Annotated in this window: 16 protein-coding genes (1 of these 16 only partly in view); 8 read left to right on the top strand and 8 right to left on the bottom strand. The window is 68.6% G+C overall.

The genetic code is table 11. The features are described from left to right. Both LQ772_RS16385 and LQ772_RS16390 read left to right on the top strand, forming a co-directional pair. Positions 1-1238 carry the 3' portion of an OapA family protein gene (locus LQ772_RS16385; RefSeq protein WP_231322419.1) on the top strand. 205 nt of this gene lie to the left of the window's left edge, so only the last 1238 of its 1443 coding nucleotides appear in the window; its start codon lies off the left edge, out of view; the stop codon is at positions 1236-1238. 9 nt (positions 1239-1247) lie between these two features. Then, positions 1248-2378, top strand: a complete 1131-nt coding sequence (locus LQ772_RS16390; protein WP_231322421.1) for an anhydro-N-acetylmuramic acid kinase — start codon at positions 1248-1250, stop codon at positions 2376-2378. Positions 2379-2388: 10 nt separating this feature from the next. On the opposite strand, the gene LQ772_RS16395 is transcribed toward LQ772_RS16390, so the two are convergent. From LQ772_RS16395 to LQ772_RS16405, 3 genes are all read right to left on the bottom strand, one after another. Continuing rightward, the gene (locus LQ772_RS16395) at positions 2389-2646 is read right to left on the bottom strand and encodes a hypothetical protein (protein WP_231322422.1); all 258 of its coding nucleotides are present in this window, start codon (positions 2644-2646) and stop codon (positions 2389-2391) included. A 163-nt stretch (positions 2647-2809) separates the two neighbouring features. Continuing rightward, positions 2810-4108 carry an AmpG family muropeptide MFS transporter gene (locus LQ772_RS16400; RefSeq protein ID WP_231322424.1) on the bottom strand — a complete coding sequence of 433 codons (1299 nt, stop codon included), beginning with the start codon at positions 4106-4108 and terminating at the stop codon, positions 2810-2812. Next, positions 4098-4868, bottom strand: a complete 771-nt coding sequence (locus LQ772_RS16405) for an exodeoxyribonuclease III (RefSeq protein ID WP_231322426.1) — start codon at positions 4866-4868, stop codon at positions 4098-4100. Before LQ772_RS16405 ends, LQ772_RS16400 begins: the two co-directional genes overlap by 11 nt. Positions 4869-4942: 74 nt before the next feature. Between LQ772_RS16405 and pyrE the strand changes: the two genes are divergently transcribed. Together pyrE and LQ772_RS16415 are read left to right on the top strand one after the other, a co-directional pair. Further along, a complete protein-coding gene (pyrE, locus tag LQ772_RS16410) occupies positions 4943-5590 on the top strand; it encodes an orotate phosphoribosyltransferase (protein ID WP_231322428.1) in 648 nt (215 codons plus the stop codon). A gap of 100 nt (positions 5591-5690) precedes the next feature. Continuing rightward, positions 5691-6332 carry a DUF4124 domain-containing protein gene (locus LQ772_RS16415; RefSeq protein ID WP_231322430.1) on the top strand — a complete coding sequence of 214 codons (642 nt, stop codon included), beginning with the start codon at positions 5691-5693 and terminating at the stop codon, positions 6330-6332. Between the two features lie 262 nt (positions 6333-6594). Here LQ772_RS16415 and LQ772_RS16420 read toward each other — a convergent pair whose 3' ends face one another. From LQ772_RS16420 to coaBC, 3 genes are read right to left on the bottom strand one after another with little or no spacing between them, the layout of a single operon-like run. After that, positions 6595-8910 (bottom strand): phosphomannomutase/phosphoglucomutase, encoded by a 2316-nt coding sequence (locus LQ772_RS16420; RefSeq protein ID WP_231322432.1) that lies wholly within the window; start codon positions 8908-8910, stop codon positions 6595-6597. A gap of 38 nt (positions 8911-8948) precedes the next feature. Then, complete coding sequence (gene dut / locus LQ772_RS16425; RefSeq protein WP_231322433.1) at positions 8949-9404, bottom strand: dUTP diphosphatase; 456 nt, start codon at positions 9402-9404, stop codon at positions 8949-8951. Next, complete coding sequence (gene coaBC / locus LQ772_RS16430) at positions 9401-10606, bottom strand: bifunctional phosphopantothenoylcysteine decarboxylase/phosphopantothenate--cysteine ligase CoaBC (protein ID WP_231322435.1); 1206 nt, start codon at positions 10604-10606, stop codon at positions 9401-9403. The genes dut and coaBC overlap by 4 nt, the downstream gene beginning before the upstream one ends. Before the next feature lie 98 nt (positions 10607-10704). Here coaBC and radC point away from each other — a divergent pair, with 98 nt between their 5' ends. The 4 genes from radC (at position 10705) to LQ772_RS16450 (ending at position 15000) form a co-directional block, all read left to right on the top strand. Further along, positions 10705-11376 (top strand): RadC family protein, encoded by a 672-nt coding sequence (gene radC / locus LQ772_RS16435; RefSeq protein WP_231322437.1) that lies wholly within the window; start codon positions 10705-10707, stop codon positions 11374-11376. Between the two features lie 489 nt (positions 11377-11865). Further along, positions 11866-13554 carry an arginine--tRNA ligase gene (argS, locus tag LQ772_RS16440; protein ID WP_231322438.1) on the top strand — a complete coding sequence of 563 codons (1689 nt, stop codon included), beginning with the start codon at positions 11866-11868 and terminating at the stop codon, positions 13552-13554. Continuing rightward, the gene (locus LQ772_RS16445) at positions 13554-14246 is read left to right on the top strand and encodes an SPOR domain-containing protein (protein ID WP_231322440.1); all 693 of its coding nucleotides are present in this window, start codon (positions 13554-13556) and stop codon (positions 14244-14246) included. Before argS ends, LQ772_RS16445 begins: the two co-directional genes overlap by 1 nt. Position 14247: 1 nt before the next feature. Then, complete coding sequence (locus tag LQ772_RS16450; RefSeq protein WP_231322441.1) at positions 14248-15000, top strand: SDR family NAD(P)-dependent oxidoreductase; 753 nt, start codon at positions 14248-14250, stop codon at positions 14998-15000. Between the two features lie 39 nt (positions 15001-15039). On the opposite strand, the gene LQ772_RS16455 is transcribed toward LQ772_RS16450, so the two are convergent. Further along, positions 15040-15825: a 3-hydroxybutyrate dehydrogenase gene (locus tag LQ772_RS16455; protein ID WP_231322443.1), complete on the bottom strand. Its 786-nt coding sequence runs from the start codon at positions 15823-15825 to the stop codon at positions 15040-15042. 147 nt (positions 15826-15972) lie between these two features. Next, positions 15973-17853: a biosynthetic arginine decarboxylase gene (gene speA / locus LQ772_RS16460; protein ID WP_231322445.1), complete on the bottom strand. Its 1881-nt coding sequence runs from the start codon at positions 17851-17853 to the stop codon at positions 15973-15975. Positions 17854-18113 lie beyond the last annotated feature (260 nt).

Below are 18113 nucleotides of genomic sequence, written 5' to 3' on the forward strand. Positions count from 1 at the left end.
TGCCCGCCTGGGCCAGCGCGATGCGGCCCGATCCGCAGCCCGCCGCCCACACCCTGTTGCCGCTCACGCTGCCGAAGGTTTCGCCGGTGGTCGCGTCCACCCGCGCGATGGAAGACTGGCATGTGGTGCAGGTACAGCCCGGCCAGACACTGTCGGATATCTTCCAGGACCAGGGCCTGACGCTGGCCGACCTGCAGCGCGTGATGGACGCGGCCGGCGCCGCCAAGGGCGCGTTCCACAACATTCGCCCGCATCAGGAATTCGACTTCCTGCTCAGCGGCGACGGCAGCCTGAAGGGCATCCGCTTCGACAAGGATGAAGCCAACCGCGCGGTGGTCCGCTTCGACGGCGATCAGGCCACGCTGAACATCCAGCCGCGCGCGATGGAGACTCGCGAACACGTTTCCCACGGCACCATCACCAGTTCGCTGTACGCCGCCGCGGCCAGGGCGGGCATGAGCCAGGGCATGGTCGGCAAGCTGGCGGACCTGTTCAAGTACGACATCGACTTCGTGCAGGACCTGCGCGACGGCGACAGCTTCACGGTCATCTACGATGACGTCTACCGCGACGGCAGCTACTTCGCCGAGGGCGATATCGTCGCCGCCGAGTTCGTCAACCAGGGCCATCGCTACACGGCGTACCGCTTCAAGAAGGCCGACGGCCGCTACGGCTGGTTCAGCGAGGACGGCCGCCCGATCCAGAAGTCGTTTCTGCGCATCCCGGTGGACTTCACGCGCATTTCCTCGCGCTTCAGCGCCGGCCGCATGCACCCGATCCTGGGTCGCATGCGCGCACACAAGGGCGTGGACTATGCGGCCCCCAGCGGCACGCCGATCCATGCCGCCGGCGATGGCGTAATCAAGTTCAAGGGCTGGATGCGCGGCTACGGCAATTTCGTGGTGATCCAGCACAACACGAACATCAGCACGGCCTACGGCCACATGTCGCGCTTCGCCAAGGAGCGCGTGGGCCAGCACGTCAGCCAGGGCCAGGTGATCGGCTACGTGGGCATGACCGGCCTGGCGACCGGCCCCCATCTGCACTACGAATTCCGCGTCAATGGCGTGCAGCGCGATCCGCAGACGGTGACCCTGCCCAAGCCGCAGCCGCTGCCGGCTGCACAATTGGCCCGCTTCGAGAGCCAGGTCGTGCGCCCGCAGCTGGCGCGCCTGAAGGCAATGGACGCCAACGTCAAGCTCGCCCAGCTGCACTCGGCCACGCGCAACGACGACTGACGCCGGCCCTTGGCTACCGCGGATGACGCATCGGCCCTCTATCTGGGGCTGATCTCTGGCACCAGCGCCGACGGCATCGACGTCGCGCTGGTGTCTTTCGAACAAGGCTTGCCGCGACTGCGCGCGGCCCTCACCCACCCGTGGCCCGCTGCCTTGCGCGAGCGCGTGCTGGCGTTGGCGCAGGACCTGACCGCTTTCAATCTGGACACCTACGGGCGGCTGGATGTCGCCGTCGGGCGCCACTTCGCCGATGCCGCACAGGCGCTACTGGAGATCAACGCGATCGCCCGGTCCGCCGTACGCGCGATCGGCTCGCACGGCCAGACGGTGCGCCATCGCCCAGGCGGCGAGGCGCCCTTCACGCTGCAGATCGGCGATCCCACGGTCATCGCCGAGAACTGTGGCATCGACGTGGTCGCCGATTTCCGCCGCGCCGATGTCGCGGCCGGCGGCCAGGGCGCGCCGCTGTTGCCGGCAGTGCACGCCATGTTGCTCGGCCAGCCGGGGGCCACCCGCGTGGTGCTCAACCTGGGCGGCATCGCCAATATCACCGTGCTTGGGCCTGAAGGGCAGGTGCTCGGCTTCGATACCGGCCCCGCCAATGGCCTGCTGGATGCCTGGTGCCTGGAACAACGCGGCGAGCCGTTCGACCGCGACGGCGCGTTCGCCGCTGCGGGCAAGGTGGACGCGCCGCTGCTCGAGGCCCTGCTGGCCGATGCCTACTTCGCGCTGCCACCGCCCAAGAGCACCGGCCGCGAGCATTTCCACCTCGCCTGGTTGTTGCGCCAGCCGCGCGTGGCGCTGTTGTCGCCGGCCGACGTGCAGGCCACCTTGCTGGAATTGACGGCGCATACGGTGGCCGACGCGATCGAGGCCCATGCGCCCGCGGCGACGGACGTACTGGTGTGCGGCGGCGGCGTACACAACTCTCGATTGATGGCGCGACTGGCCGAGTGGTTGGCGCCTCGACGCGTGGCAAGCACCGCCGAGCACGGCATCGATCCGGACTATCTGGAAGCGGCGGCGTTCGCCTGGCTGGCGCGCCAACGGGTACTCGGGCTGCCCGGCAACCTGCCGGCGGTTACCGGCGCGCACGGCCAGCGGGTGCTCGGCGCGCTGTACCTGGCTCCGCGGGAATGATCGCGGCGGTTTAGCTCAGCTTCGCAACGCGGGCGGGCGCCAGCTGCGTCGGTCGAGTCAGCGAAAGCGCCTGGATGGCTTCCTGGAAGGCCGCCTTCTCGGTCAGATCCCAATGCCCACCCAACACCAGGCTGCCCGGGTCGAGCATGGCCTCGCTGGAGATCTGCCCGGCGGCGCTCAGGCCCAGGCCGTGCCGCAAGGCATGCAGCACGACATCGTTGATGGACCAATGGCGGTCCTTCGCGAGCATCTTGATCCGCTCGGCCATCAAGCTGTCGATGTGTCGTATGACGAGGTCCGGCACGTGCGTCGCTCCGTGTCACGCATGCCCAGCTGGCAGCGCATGGTGGCACAGACCCGTGGGGTTTGCAGCAGGCCTCTCGGCACGCCCGGCACCCCTACCCGGGCGGCCCCGGTGCCGGTCGCCGAAGCTAGCCTTCGGCCTGTTCGGCGGCGCGGAAGCGGCGCCACAGCAGGACATACAGCAACATCGCCGGGATCAGTGCCACCACCGTGAGCACGAAGTAACCGCCATAGCCCGCGGCCGTGGCGATGCCGCCGGCGAAAAAGCCCAACAGCTTGCCCGGCAGGTTCACCAGCGAGCTGAGCAGGGCGTACTGGGTCGCGGTGTGCTGGCGGTTGACCAGCATCGACAGGAACGCCACCGTCGGCGGGCCCAGCATCCCGAGCGTGAGGTTCTCGGCGGAGATCACCAGGGTGAGCGCCACCAGGTTGCCCGGGTGGCTGATCAGCACGAGGTAGAACAGGTTGCTGCAGCCGCAGAGCACGATCGTCACGCCCAGCGAACGCCACGCACCCCAGCGCGCTACCGCCGCGCCGCCAAGGAACACGCCGACGATGCCGATCCAGACGCCGTAGATCTTGGTGATCGCTCCGATCTCGGTCTTGGAGAACTGCATGTCCCGATAAAACGGGCTCATGATGCCGCCGATGGTCGCCTGCTCGGGAACCTTGAACAGCAGGATGAACAGCAGCACCAGGCCCGCCGCCTGCCAGCCATAGCGCCGGAAGAAATCGGCAAACGGATCGACCACGCTCTCGCGCATGGCCACGCGCCAGCTCTCCGGGCGCGTGCGCAGCACGTCCGGCTCGCGCGCCAGCAAGGTGGTGGCGATCGGAATCGCCATCGAGGCGGCCATCACGAGGTAGACCACGGACCAGGGCACATGGTCGGCCATGATCAGCGCCACCGCACCGGCCAGCAGTAACCCGATGCGGTAACCCAACGCGTAGGTCGCCACCAGCGCGCCCTGCACGTGCGATGGCGCGATCTCGATGCGGTAGGCGTCCACCGCGATGTCCTGCGTCGCGCCGAAGAACGCCACCAGCAGCGTGGCCGCCACGAAAGGCCACAACTGGCTGGGCGTCAGCAGCGCCATGGCCAGCAGCCCGGCGGTGACGCACAACTGCGCGAACAGCAGCCAGCCGCGGCGCTGGCCCAGCCGCGCGAAGCCGGGGATCCGCCAGTGGTCGAGCAGTGGCGCCCACACAAACTTGAACGCGTAGGTCAGACCCGCGCTGGCGATCATCGTGATCTCCTCCAGCTTGATCCCGTTTTCCTTCAGCCAGTACGCCAGCGTGCCCGCCACCAGCAGGAACGGCAGGCCCGACGAGAATCCCAGCAGCGCCATCGTGCCCGCCGCCGGTTGCGCGAAGGCGCGCCAGATCGACGGCTTGGATGGTGCAGCGGCGACCGGCTCAGTCGGCATAGTCGACCGTGTACGGCGCATGGTCGGAGAAGCGCTGTTCGCGGTAGACGGAGCAGGCGCGCATGCGCTCGCGCAGGCCCGGCGTGCAGACCTGGTAGTCGATGCGCCATCCGACGTTGTTCTCGCGCGCCCGGCCACGGTTGGACCACCAGGTGTATTCGACCGCATCCGGCTTGATCGCCCGGAAGCTGTCGACCCAGCCGCGGGTATGGAACAGCAGGTCCAGCCAGGCGCGTTCGGCAGGCAGGCAACCGGAATTCTTCTGGTTGGACGTCCAGTTCTTGATGTCGTTCTTCGTGTGGACGATGTTCCAGTCGCCGCAGATCACGTAGTCGCGGCCGCTGTTGAGCCACTCATCGAAGATGGGTGCCAGGAAATCCATCGCCTTGAACTTGAACTGCTGGCGTTCCTCCCCCGAGGAACCCGAAGGCACGTACAGCGAGACCACCGACAGGTTGCCGAAGCGCGCCTCGATGTAGCGTCCTTCGCAATCGAACGGCTCCCAGCCGAGCTCGGTGAGCACCGCGTCGGGCTCGCGCCGCGCGTAGATCGCCACGCCGCTGTAGCCCTTCTTGCAGGTCGCGTCGCGATAGAAGCAATGGTGGCCGTCCGGGCGGAACATCGCATCGGTGAGCTGGCCTTCCTGCGCCTTGGTTTCCTGCAGGCAGACCACGTCGGCCTGCTGCGTGCGTAGCCAGTCGAACACGCCCTTGCTGGCGGCCGAGCGGATGCCGTTGGCGTTGAGCGTGACGATTCTCATGCGGGGCGGACTCTTCGGCTTGGGGAACCCATGGATAATAGCCGTCGATTCCCGAATCTCCATGCCGACAACCCATGCAACCCTACCAACGCGACTTCATCGAACTGGCGCTCGCACGCGACGTGCTGCGCTTCGGCGACTTCACACTCAAGTCCGGCCGCCAGAGCCCGTACTTCTTCAACCTTGGCCGGATCGATTCCGGCGCCGCGCTGGCGCGGCTGGGCGAGGCCTACGCCGCCGCGCTGGTGCGTGCAGGGCTGCCGGTGGACATGCTGTTCGGCCCGGCCTACAAGGGCATCGCCCTGGCCGCCGCCACCGCCATCGCGCTGGCCACCAGCCACGGCCGCGACCTGCCCTGGGCGTACAACCGCAAGGAAGCCAAGGACCACGGCGAAGGCGGGCTGCTGGTCGGCGCACCGCTGGCAGGACGCGTGCTGATCGTCGATGACGTGATGACTGCCGGCACCGCGGTCCGCGAGTCGCTGGCGCTGATCCGTGCGCATGGCGCTACCCCGGCCGGCGTGCTGATCGCGCTGGACCGGCAGGAGCGTGGCCAGGGCGAGCTTTCCGCCGCGCAGGAAGTGGCTCGCGACCATGGCATCCCGGTGATTGCCATCACCGGCTTGGACGAGGTGCTCGCGTATGCCGGCGAGCGCCCGGAGCTGGCCGCCGAACACGCGCGCCTGCTCGACTATCGCGGTCGCTACGGCGTGTCCGCATGACCCAAGTGGCGAACGACGTCACACGCCCGACCGCGCCCTTCGTCCACGCTTTAGGCGGTTGCCGCACGGTGGCTATACTGCCCGCCAGGAGGGGGTATCCATGCGCAAGCTCGTTTACGTCGTTGCCATCGCCCTGGCGACGACGGTCCTGACCGCCCACGCCCAGAAGGCCGCCGGCATCCGCTACCACTGGCGCGACGCCAAGGGCCTGTCGCATTACAGCGACAGTCTCACCGCCGAGGCCATGAAATACGGGTACGACCTGGTCAACGACCAGGGCTACGTGGTGCGCCACGTCGAGCGCCAGCTGAGCCCCGAGGAACGCGCCGCCGCGGACAAGGTCGCCGCCGAACAGGCCGCCCAGCGCCGCGCGGAGGAAGCGCGCCGCCGCGCCGACCTGCAGATGCTCAACGCCTATGGCGACGAGGCCTCGCTCAAGCAGGCGCAGCAGGAGGAACTGGACAGCATCGACCAGCAGATCAACACCACGCGCCTGAACCTGCACAGCCAGGAAAAGACCCTGGCCGACCTGCTCGGACGCGCCGCGGATATCGAGCGCGCCAAGGAGAAGGTGCCCAAGTTCCTGGTCGACAGCATCGCCGACCAGCGCAATGTGGTTTCCAGCCAGCGCGGTACGCTGGAGCGGCTGCAGGATCGGCGGGACAAGGCCGAAAAGGATGCCGCACAACAGCTGGAGCATTACCGCGCGTTGAAGAAGTCGCAGGACGAGCAGCGGCACTAGCAGCTGCCGCGCCATGCAGGCCTTTCGCGGGGTGCCCTCCGCGTGCCGCCGGAACGGCAGTTGCAGGCGGATCGATCGAAAACATCTGCTCGCGAAGCGCCTTTACGAAGCGCATGGTGCCGTCAGGAAATGCCGCCTCCGCGGCGCAGGAGAATCTTCCATGCAGGCGCGCACTGTGCGCGACCGGTAGTCCCACGGTCGCGCACAGATGCGCGGAAGCAACGGTTTTCGGCGAGCGGTGGGCGGCCCACCGCTGCCGTCGTCAGAACGGCAGCTTCAGGCCCGGATCGACCAGGAACAGCTGTTCGCGGAACGCCTGCTGGATGCGCTTGAGCGCCGCCGGGTTATCCGCATCGAAGCGCAACACCAGCACCGGCGTGGTGTTGGAGGCGCGCACCAGGCCCCAGCCGTCCGGCCAGTCGGCGCGCACGCCGTCGATGGTGGTCAGCGTGGCGTCGCCGAAGGTGGCCTTGTCCTTGAATTTCTCGATGAAGCGGTAGTGCTCACCCTCTTCGAGCGGAATCTTCAGCTCCGGCGTGGAGACGCCCTTGGGGCAGGTGGCGAAGACCTGTTCCGGCGTGCGCCCCTCGATGTCGCCGGCGAGGATCTCCAGCAGCCGCGCGCCGGCGTAGATGCCGTCGTCGAAGCCGAACCAGCGCTCCTTGAAGAAGAAGTGGCCGCTCATTTCGCCAGCCAGCTCCGCCTGCGTCTCGCGCATCTTGGCCTTGATGAGCGAATGGCCGGTACGCCACATCAGTGGGCTGCCGCCAGCCTCGAGCACCTGGCCCTTCAGATGACCCGTGCACTTGACGTCGTAGATGATCGTGGCGCCCGGCTGGCGCGACAGCACGTCGCGCGCGAACAGCATCAACAGACGGTCGGGGTAGATGATCTCGCCCTCCTTCGTGACCACGCCCAGGCGATCGCCGTCGCCGTCGAAGGCGATACCCAGGTCCGCGCCGGTCTGGCGCACGGCATGGATGAGGTCGTCCAGGTTGTGCGGATCGGATGGATCCGGATGATGGTTCGGGAAGGTGCCGTCCACCTCGCAGTACAGCGGCACCACTTCGCAGCCGATGCCCTCGATCACCTGCGGCGCCAGCGCGCCTGGGATGCCGTTGCCGCAGTCGACCACGACCTTCAGGCGCCGCTCGGCCTGCACGTCGGAAATGATCCGCTCGATGTAATCGGGCACGACGTCGACGTGGCGCAGGCCGCCCTGGCCGCCTGCCTCCAGCGCGCCGCTGGCGATGCGCTGGTAGAGGTCCTGGATCGCGCCCTCGGACAGGGTCTCGCCGCCGACCACGATCTTGAAGCCGTTGTAGTCCGGCGGATTGTGGCTTCCGGTTACCGCCACGCCGCTGCCGGTATTGAAGCGGTAGGCCGCGAAGTACACCACCGGCGTGGGCACGGCGCCGATGTCGATCACGTCGATGCCTGCCTCGCGCAGGCCGTCGGACAGCGCGCCGGCGAGCTCCGGCCCGGACAGGCGGCCGTCGCGGCCGACGACGATTTCCGACAGCCCCTTCTCGCGCATGAGCGTGCCGATCGATTGGCCGAGCAGCCGCGCCACCCGCGCCGTCAGGGTCTTGCCAACCACCCCGCGCACGTCATACGCGCGGAAGATGCTCGGGTCGACGGCGTCGGCCGGGCTCTCTGCGGGCGGCATCGCGCCAGGGCGTACCACCGGCGGCGCGGGCTCATGCTTGGCGGGAACTACATCGGACACCATCATCTCCTTGGGTTGGACTTCCTGGCGCGGGGCCAGTCGACCCCGCAACCAGAACAGGTAAAGGCCGCCGCCGATGCCCAGCAGCGCCAGCAATGCCGCCAGCGGCCAGGCGCGCGGCAGCAGGATGAAGGCCGCCGGCAACGCCGCCCTTACGCTGAAAGCGCTGCCCGGTACCGGGGTGGCCTCGTCCTCCGCTTCGGCCGACGAGGCGCCACGCGAAAGAAGGCTGAGCTCGCCGCGATCGTCACCCTGGCGCAGGTCGATGCGGCCGCCACCGGGCGCAATGGACTCGAAACGGCGTTGCAGTGGCGTGAACGGCAATTCCACCCAGATCCAGGCCTGGGGGCGCTGCGCCGGGCCCAGCGGTTGGACCAGGCTCAGCCGCCGCACGCCTTTTTCCGACACGGTCTGCATGGGCAGGCTGTCATCGGCCTGCGCACCCATCAGTTGCGCCGCCTTGGCGTAACCGAACTCGCGATAGTTGGCGTGCAACACCTCGTCCAGGCCTGCGCTGTAGACCTCGACATCCAGCGCTTGCGGCAGCCGCGCGCGCAATGCCTCGGCCAGCTGCGCGCGGTCGCCCTGCACGATCGCCGGATCGAGCGCCGCGACCGCCTGGGCGACCTGCTTGCGCTCACCCGCGATCTCCGACGCCAGCACGCGCACGGCCTCGTCCTGGGCGGCGTGCACGCGCGCCACGTCACCGCTTTCGCTGGCGATCAGCCAGGTCTGCCAGGCGCAGAACAGGCCCAGCAGCAGCAGCACGGTGCCGCCAGCCAGCGGCAGCAGGCGCCGCCATGCCTCGGCGCTGTCGGCACCCCGTCCCCTTGCGATGTTTCTCGCCATCTCGCCCCCGCCAATCGCAACTCAGTTGATGCCTGGCTTCACTTGATGCCGGTCGAGCCGAACCCGCCGACGCCACGCCCGGAAGGCGCGAATTCCTTCACCACTTGAAGCCGCGCCTGCGCCACCGGCACCAGCAGCAGCTGGGCGATGCGGTCGCCCACGCCGATGGTGTACGGCGCGTTGGACCGATTCCAGCAGGAAATCATCAGCGGACCCTGGTAGTCCGCATCGATCACGCCGACCAGGTTGCCCATGACCAGCCCGTGTTTGTGGCCCAGTCCCGAGCGCGGCACGATCAGCGCGCACCAGTTCGGGTCGCCGATGTGGATGGCGATGCCGCTGGGCACCAGCACGCTCTCGCCGGGCGCCAGGGTGACTGGCGACTCGATCGCCGCGCGCAGGTCCATGCCGGCGCTGCCGGCGGTGGCCGCCTCGGGCAGCGGAATGGTATCGCCCAGGCGCGGGTCCAGGACCTTCAGTTCGACGTCGATCATGCGCGCGCGGCCCGGTGGCGCGTCGCGATGCATTCGACCAATCGCGCCGCCAGTTCGCGCTTGGACGCGCGCGGCAGATCCTCGCCGCCACCGGGCCAGAAGACACTCAAGGCGTTGTCGTCGGCCTCGAAGCCCAGGCCTGCGCCAACGCGATTGGCGGCGATCATGTCCAGGCCCTTGCGGGTGAGTTTGTCCTGCGCATACGTTGCCACGTCGTGCGTCTCGGCGGCGAAGCCGACCAGGAACGGGTGCGGCTGCATGGCGGCGAGATCCTTGAGGATGTCCGGATTCTCGGCCAGGTCGAGCACCAGCGGGGCGCCGTCGTGTTTCTTGAGCTTGCGTTCGGCCACCTGCGCGGGGCGATAGTCGCCTACCGCGGCGGCACCGACGTAGACGTCCGCCGAGATGGCGGCGCCGAGCACCGCCTCGCGCATCTGCGCGGCGCTGCGCACGTCCACGCGGCGCGCCACGCCGGGGGGCGTCGGCAGGCTGACCGGGCCGGCGACCAGCGTCACCTGCGCGCCCGCGGCAGCCGCCGCCTCGGCCACCGCGAAACCCATGCGGCCGGAACTGCGGTTGCCGATGAAACGCACCGGATCGATGTCTTCGTAGGTGGGTCCGGCGCTCACCACAACCTGCAGGCCGGCAAGCGCGCCATTGCCGAAGGAGGCAGACAATGCGTCGCGCAGATCGGCAGGTTCCAGCATGCGGCCCGAACCGATGTCGCCGCAGGCCTGTTCGCCCGCGGCCGGACCCAGCACGGTTACCCCGCGCGATCGCAGCACGGCCAGGTTGGCCTGCACCGCCGGGTGTGCCCACATCTGCTGATTCATCGCCGGCGCCACGTACAGCGGCGCATTGCTGGCCAGGCACAGCGTGGTGAGCAGATCGTCGGCGTGGCCATGCGCCAGGCGGGCCAGAAGGTCGGCGCTGGCCGGAGCGATCAGCACCCGTTCGGCCCAGCGCGCCAGTTCGATGTGGCCCATCGCCGCTTCCGCGCCCTCGTCCCACAGCGATACCCGCACCGGCTGGCCGGACAGTGCCTGGAACGTGGTCGTGCCGACGAAGTGCGTCGCTCCCTCGGTCATCACCACGCGCACCTCGGCGCCCTGCTCGCGCAGCCGGCGCACCAGTTCGCAGGACTTGTAGGCGGCGATACCGGCCGAGACGCCGAGCAGGATGCGACGTTGGGCAAGACTCATGTAGGACGGGCCTGACAACCGGGCGATGCGCTAGCTTACCGGATTCATCAAAGGCCACTGCTGCCACCGGTCGCACTCCGACAGGCAGGATCGACCGGATGAGCATCCGACACTGGCCCAGCGGCGAACGTCCGCGCGAAAAGCTGCTGGAGCACGGCAGCGCCACCCTCTCCGACGCCGAACTGCTGGCGGTGCTGCTGGGCAGCGGCGTGCCCGGCAAGGACGCGATCGCGCTGGGTCGCGAACTGCTCACCGAGGCCGGCGGACTGGGCGCGCTGCTCGGTCGCGCCGATGGTCCCGGTCCCACGCCCGGCCTGGGACCGGCCAAGCGTGCGCGCATCGCCGCGGCGCTGGAACTGGCCCGCCGCAGCCTGGCCGAGCAACTGCGGGCGCTGCCCAGCCTGGGCAGCCCGCGCGACAGCGGCGACTACCTCTCCGCCCGCCTGCGCCATTTGCCATACGAGGTGTTTGGTTGCCTCTATCTGGACAACCGCCATCGCGTGCTTGCCTTCGAAGAGTTGTTTCGCGGCACCGTGGACGGCGCCAGTGTGCATCCGCGCGAGGTGGTACGTGCGTGCCTGAAGCACAACGCCTGCGCGGTAATTTTCGCGCACAACCATCCAAGTGGCGTGGCCGAGCCCAGCGCCGCCGACCGCGCGATCACCCGGGAGTTGCGCGAGGCGCTGCAACTGGTCGGCGTACGCGTGCTCGACCACCTGGTGATCGGGGCCGGCGCCCCGGTCTCGATGGCCGAACGCGGCCTGCTTTAGTCCGTCGTCCGCCCACAAAAAAGGCGGCGCGCTGGGGAAAGGCGCGCCGCCGGGAAGCGTACCTGCCGGGGAGAAGGCGGGGTACGGGAGTCAGCGTGGCATCCGTCCATGACAGGCCGATGACGACCAAAGGCCTTGACAGTCGCGAAATCATGCGAAACCAGTTATGCACAGCACGACTGGATCGGCCTTGCCGGCCAACAGCTGCCGATCCGCATAAGACAGCGTTCGCAATCCGTTGTTTTTAAAGGCTTGTGATCTTTACAAGCCGTTTACCCCTCGCCGCACCGCCCGGTCGCGGCACCTTGACGCCGCTTTCCCCACAGACTTATCCACAGACTTGTCCCGGCTCGGGCGAGGGCGCACGGCCGACAAGACAATGCCCTCGCTTTGTCCGCCACTGCCCGGTTCGCTGCCCCGGCAGCGAAGATCGATGGCTGACCGGCTCTGCTAGGATTGTTGGTTCCCATCGCCTACCGATCCCACGCCGTGAAACAAGCGCTGCGCGACCTGCTGCTGCAGGCCATCCGGACCCTGCAGGACCAAGCCGTCCTGCCCGCCGACCTCGAGCTTCCGCCCTTCGTGGTGGAGCGCGCGCGCAGCCGCGAGCATGGCGATTTCGCCACCAATGCGGCGATGCTGCTGGCGAAGCCCGCGCGCGCCAAGCCGCGCGAGCTGGCCGAAAAGCTCGTCGCTGCCCTGCCCCCCAGCGCGCTGGTGGAAAAAACCGAAATCGCAGGCCCTGGCTTCATCAACTTTTTCCTGAGCGCGGGCGCCTACCACGCCGAAGTGCGACGCATCTTCGCCGAAGGCGAAGCCTATGGCCGCAACGCCGTGGGCTCGGGCACCACCGCGGGCGTGGAATTCGTCTCAGCCAACCCGACCGGCCCGCTGCATGTGGGCCATGGCCGCGCCGCGGCGATCGGCGACTGCCTGGCTCGCCTGCTGGAAGCGACCGGCTGGAGCATCAAGCGCGAGTTCTACTACAACGACGCCGGTGTGCAGATCCAGAACCTCGCGATCTCGGTACAGGCGCGCGCCCGCGGGTTGGCCCCGGGTGACGAAGGCTGGCCGGAGGACGGCTACCGCGGCGACTACATCGCCGACGTGGCGCGGGCGTACCTCGCCGGCGAATCGGTGGTGGCCGACGGCCACACCGTTACCGGCGCCAAGGACCCGGAAGACCTCGAAGCCATCCGTCACTTCGCCGTCGCCTCGCTGCGCCGCGAACAGGACCTGGACCTGAAGGCTTTCGGCGTCGGCTTCGACACCTACTTCCTGGAATCTTCGCTCTACACCGACGGCAAGGTGGACGAGACCGTGCGCGAGCTGGTCGCCCATGGCCACACCTACGAGGACGGCGGCGCGCTGTGGCTGCGCACCACCGACTACGGCGACGACAAGGACCGCGTGATGCGCAAGTCCGACGGCACCTACACCTACTTCGTGCCGGACGTCGCCTACCACCGCTCCAAGTGGCAGCGCGGCTACACCCGCGCGATCACCGAGCTGGGCTCGGACCACCATGGCTCGCTGGCGCGCGTGAAGGCCGGCCTGCAGGCGCTCGACTGCGGCATCCCGAAGGGCTGGCCTGAGTACGTGCTGCATCAGATGGTCACCGTGATGCGCGGCGGCGAGGAGGTGAAGATCTCCAAGCGCGCCGGCAGCTACGTGACCCTGCGCGACCTCATCGACGAGGCCGGCCGCGACGCCACGCGCTACTTCCTGATCTCGCGCAAGGCCGACTCGCAGCTGGTGTTCGACATCGACTTGGCCCGCTCGCAGAGCAACGACAACCCGGTCTACTACATCCAGTACGCTCACGCGCGGGTCTGCTCGGTGCTGCGCCAGGCCGGCGAGAAGGGCTTTGCCGTCGACCTCGAGCAAGGCCAGGCCGAGCTGGCACGGCTGGACAACGAGCACGAGCAGATCCTGCTCACCGAACTGTCCAAGTACCCCGAAATCGTCGACGCCGCCGCCGCCAACCTCGAGCCGCACCTGCTCGCCGGCTGGCTGCGCGAACTGGCCAATGCCTTCCACACCTACTACAACTCGCACCAGTTCCTGGTCGAGGACGCCGCCCTGCGCAACGCGCGCTTGGCGCTGGTAGTGGCCACGCGACAAGTATTGAAGAACGGGCTGGGCCTGCTGGGCCTTTCCGCCCCGGAGAGCATGTAATGGCAGCACGCAAGGGCAAGGGCCGGCAGGCCGTACGCAACCGCAAGGGCGGCTTTCCCGCCTGGGGCTGGGCCGTGATCGGCATCGTCGTGGGTGTGATCGCGATGGTGGCGCTGACCCGCCGTTCGATGTTGCCGATGGCGCCGAACGGCCCGCAGCCGAACCCGCAGGCCACCGCGCAGGGCGACGGCGACAAGGGCCTGGCGCCGGCCGAGAGCGCGCCGAAGAAGCCGCAGTACGACTTCTACTCGGTGCTGTCGGAGAAGGAAGTACGCATCCCCGACGAGCAGATCAGCGCCCAGGCGCGTGCCGAGCAGCAGCAGAAGCAGCAGGCCGCGCAGCAGGCCGCGGCAGCCGCGGCGCAGCAGCAACAGGCGGCCAACGCCAACGCGCCGGCCGCGGTCACCGAAAACATCCAGGCGGCACCCGCCTCCGCGGTGCCGCCGCCGGCCGCTGGCAGCGGCTACCTGCTGCAGGTCGGCGCCTTCCCCGCCGCCACCGACGCCGAGGCGCTGAAGGCCAAGCTGGCGCTGCAGGGTTTTGTCGCCAACGTGCAGACCGTGCAGGTCGGCAGCCAGACCTTCCACCGCGTGCGCCTGGGGCCGTACCGCTCGGCCACGGAGCTGGAGTCGGTGCAGAACCGCCTGGCCGGCGCGGGCTACAAGGCGATCGCGCTGAAGGAAGGCCGCTGACATGAGTGCCAGGGTCGCCTGGATCACCGGCGCCACCTCCGGCTTCGGTGCCGCGACCGTGGACCGCTTCATCGCGGGCGGCTGGCGCGTGGTGGCCAGCGGCCGCCGCGCCGAGCGGCTGCAGCAGCTGGTCGACCGGCACGGCGCCGATCGCGTGCACACGCTGGCTTTCGACATTCGCGACGAAGCGGCCATGCGAGCCGCATTCGCGGGCCTGCCCGCCGACTTCGCGGCCATCGACCTGCTGGTGAACAACGCCGGCCTGGCGCTGGGCACCGTACCGGCGCAGCAGGCGGATCTCCGGCAATGGAAGCAGATGATCGACACCAACGTCACCGCGCTGGTGACGCTGACGCGCCTGCTGTTGCCCACGCTGATCGAGCGGCGCGGCGCGATCGTCAACATCAGCTCCACCGCGAGCACCTATCCCTATCCGGGCGGCAACGTGTACGGCGGCACCAAGGCCTTCGTCTCGCAGTTCTCGCTGGGGCTGCGCGCGGACCTGCACGGCACCGGCGTGCGCGTGACCTCGGTGGAACCGGGCATGGCCGAGACCGAGTTCACCCTCGTGCGCACCGGCGGCGACCAGGCTGCCTCGGACAAGCTCTATGCCGGCGCGCAGCCGATCACCGCGGGCGACATCGCCGAGACGCTGTGGTGGATCGCCAACCTGCCAGCGCATCTCAACGTCAACCGCATCGAACTGATGCCGACCAGCCAGGCGTTCGGCGGCTTCCAGGTTCACCGCGAATAGCCGCAAGGTGGGCTTTTCAGCCCACCCTGCGAAAGCCCGTCACTGCATATGCCAGCCGTGGCTGACCACGAAGCTCTGGCCGGTCAGCGCCGCGCTGGGGAAGGTAGCCAGGAACAAGGCGGTCTGCGCCACGTCTTCCAGCGTGGTGAACACGCCATCGACCGTGTGCTTGAGCATCACGTTGCGGATCACGTCCTCTTCGCTGATGCCGAGCTCCTTCGCCTGTTCCGGGATCTGCTTCTCCACCAGCGGCGTGCGCACGAAACCCGGACAGATCACGTGCGAGCGCACGTTGTGCGGCGCGCCTTCCTTGGCAAGCGTGCGGGCCAGGCCCAGCAGGCCGTGCTTGGCGGTGACGTAGGGGGCCTTGAGCACGGAGGCCTCGTGCGAGTGCACCGAGCCCATGTAGATCACCACGCCGCCGCGGTCGCCCCGGTACATGTGTTTCAGCGCCGCGCGGGTGGTGAGGAAGGCGCCGTCCAGGTGGATCGCCAGCATCTTCTTCCAGTCGGCGAAGGCGAAGCTTTCGATCGGGTTGACGATCTGCACGCCGGCATTGGAAATGAGGACGTCCAGATGGCCAAACGCCCGTACCACCGCTTCGGTACCGGCATCCACGGCGTGCTCGTCGGTGACGTCCATCGCCACACCCATCGCACGGCCGCCGGACGCGTGGATCTGCGACGCCGCGGCTTCGGCCGCCTGCTGGTTGATGTCGGCGATCGCCACCATCGCGCCTTCGCGTGCGTAGAGCTCGGCGATGGCCTTGCCGATGCCGCTGGCGGCGCCGGTGATGAGGGCGACCTTGCCGTCGAGACTGGCCATGGCTTGTGCTCCGCAGGGGGGAGTCCGGGATTGTAGGCTGCTCGCGGGCAGTCGCCATCGGACCTTCGTGCAAGGCGGTCTCTCTGCGGCGCGCAGCTGCGCGCGACCGGGAGTCCACGGCCGCGCGCTGCCCCACCTGGAAGGGGGTCAGTCGGCCAGGTAGGTGTACGCGGTGAGCCCTGCGTCCAGGTCCCGGTACAGCGCGTCGCCCGGCTCGCCCTCGATCCCCGCCGCCGCGATGCGCTCCCGGTAGCTGTGCCGCAGCGCGGCCAGGTCGTACCCGACGTAGTCGAGCATCACGTCGGTGGTATCGCCGCGGCGCACATGGTCGAACACGTAGCCTTCGCCGTTGGCGCGCACGTTCACCGCGTCGGTGTCGCCGAACAGGTTGTGGATGTCGCCCAGCGTCTCCTGGTAGGCGCCCACCATGAACAGGCCCAGGCAGTAGTCCTCGCCCGGGCGGGGGCGATGCAGCGGCAGGCTCACGTCCACGCCCTCGGCGTCCACGTAGTGGTCGATGCGGCCGTCCGAATCGCAGGTGAGATCCACGATCACGCCACGCCGGGTGGGAGCTTCGCCCAGGCGCGTGACCGGCACGATCGGGAAGATCTGGTCGATGGCCCAGATGTCCGGCACCGACTCGAACACCGAGAAGTTGAGGAAATACTTGTCCACGAGCTTCTCGTCCAGCTCGTCCAGCAAGGCGCGATGCGCGCGGTCGGCAGGCGACAAGCGCCCGCGCACCGCGTTGGCGACCAGGTAGAACAGCTCGTCCAGCCGCGCGCGATCGGACAGGCCGAGCTGGCCCAGCGCGAACAGCGACTGCCCCTCGGCCAGGTGGTGCTGCGCCTCGTGGTAGAGCTCCAGCGGCGGGCGGTCGCCCAGCGCGGCATGCACTTCGCGCAGGTGGCGCAGCACGGTCGGCTCGCCCTCGCGTGGCGGCGGCAGCGCGCCGGTCGGCACCTCCTCCACCTCGGTCACATCGGACACCAACACGGCGTGGTGCGCGGTCATCGCGCGACCGGCCTCGGTGAGGATGTGCGGCGCGGGCAGGCCTTCGGCGGCCACCGCGTCGGCCAGTGACTGCACGATGGTCAGCGCGTACTGCTCCATCGAATAGTTGATCGAGTTGTGGCTGCGCGAGCGCGAGCCCTCGTAGTCCACGCCCAGGCCACCGCCGACGTCGACGATGTCCAGCGGCACGCCCTTGCGCGAGAGCTCGACGAAATAGCGCGTCGCCTCGCGCATGCCGTTGGCGATGTCGCGCACGTTGGAGATCTGCGAACCCATGTGGAAGTGCTGCAGCCTGAGCGTGTGTTTCAGGCCCGCCGTGTCCAGCGCGGCCACCAGCTGAAGCACCTGCACCGGCGAAAGCCCGAACTTGCCCTTGTCGCCGCCGGTGTTCTGCCATTTGCCGGCACCGATCGAGGCCAGGCGCACGCGCACGCCCAGCAGCGGCTCGACGTCCAGCGCCTTCGCTTCGGCGATGACGTGCTCGAGCTCGGAGAGCTTTTCGATCACGATGAACACGCGCAGGCCGAGCTTGCGCCCGATCAGCGCCAGGCGGATGTACTGGCGGTCCTTGTAGCCGTTGCAGATCACGATCGAGTTTGGCCGCGCCAGCGCCAGCACCGCCATCAGCTCGGGCTTGGAGCCGGCCTCCAGGCCGAAGCCTTCGCTCCCCGCGGCAACCAGTTCCTGCACCACGCCGCGTTGCTGGTTGACCTTGATCGGGAAGATCGCGGTGTAGCCGCCGGCGTAGCCGGTCTCCCCGATCGCCCGGGCGAAGGCGCCCTGCATGCGCTTGAGGCGATCGGCCAGGATGTCGGGAAAACGCACCAGCAGCGGCAGGCGCAGCCCTTGGGCGCGGGCCTGCTCGACGATCTGCGGCAGCGACAGCGAGGGGCCGTTGGCGCCGCGCGGGCGCATCACGATGCCGCCTTGGGCATCGATGTCGACGTAGCCGTCGCTCCAGTAGGGCACGGCATACAGTTGACGGGCGTCGTCGACGGTCCAGGACGTGGACATGGCAAGGGTCTCCTTCAAGGCAAACGGGATCCATGCACGTCGCAGCGGCGAGCCTTGACGCATTGCTCGATCGAGCAGAAGGCCCACCGGCCGGAAGCCTCGCACGCCGCGGGGCCGGTCAGGCTCTCGAGGGCGGCTCGTGGCCGGCCCGGGCGCATTGTAGCGGCGGTCGGTGGCAACAGGTGGTCAACGCGCACATTGCGTGCGCACGGTTGCCGCTACAATGCCGCTCTTTTCTCGTCTCCCCATGCAGGACAGCA

The organism is Frateuria edaphi, assembly GCF_021117405.1.
Taxonomy (GTDB): Bacteria; Pseudomonadota; Gammaproteobacteria; order Xanthomonadales; family Rhodanobacteraceae; genus Frateuria_A; species Frateuria_A edaphi.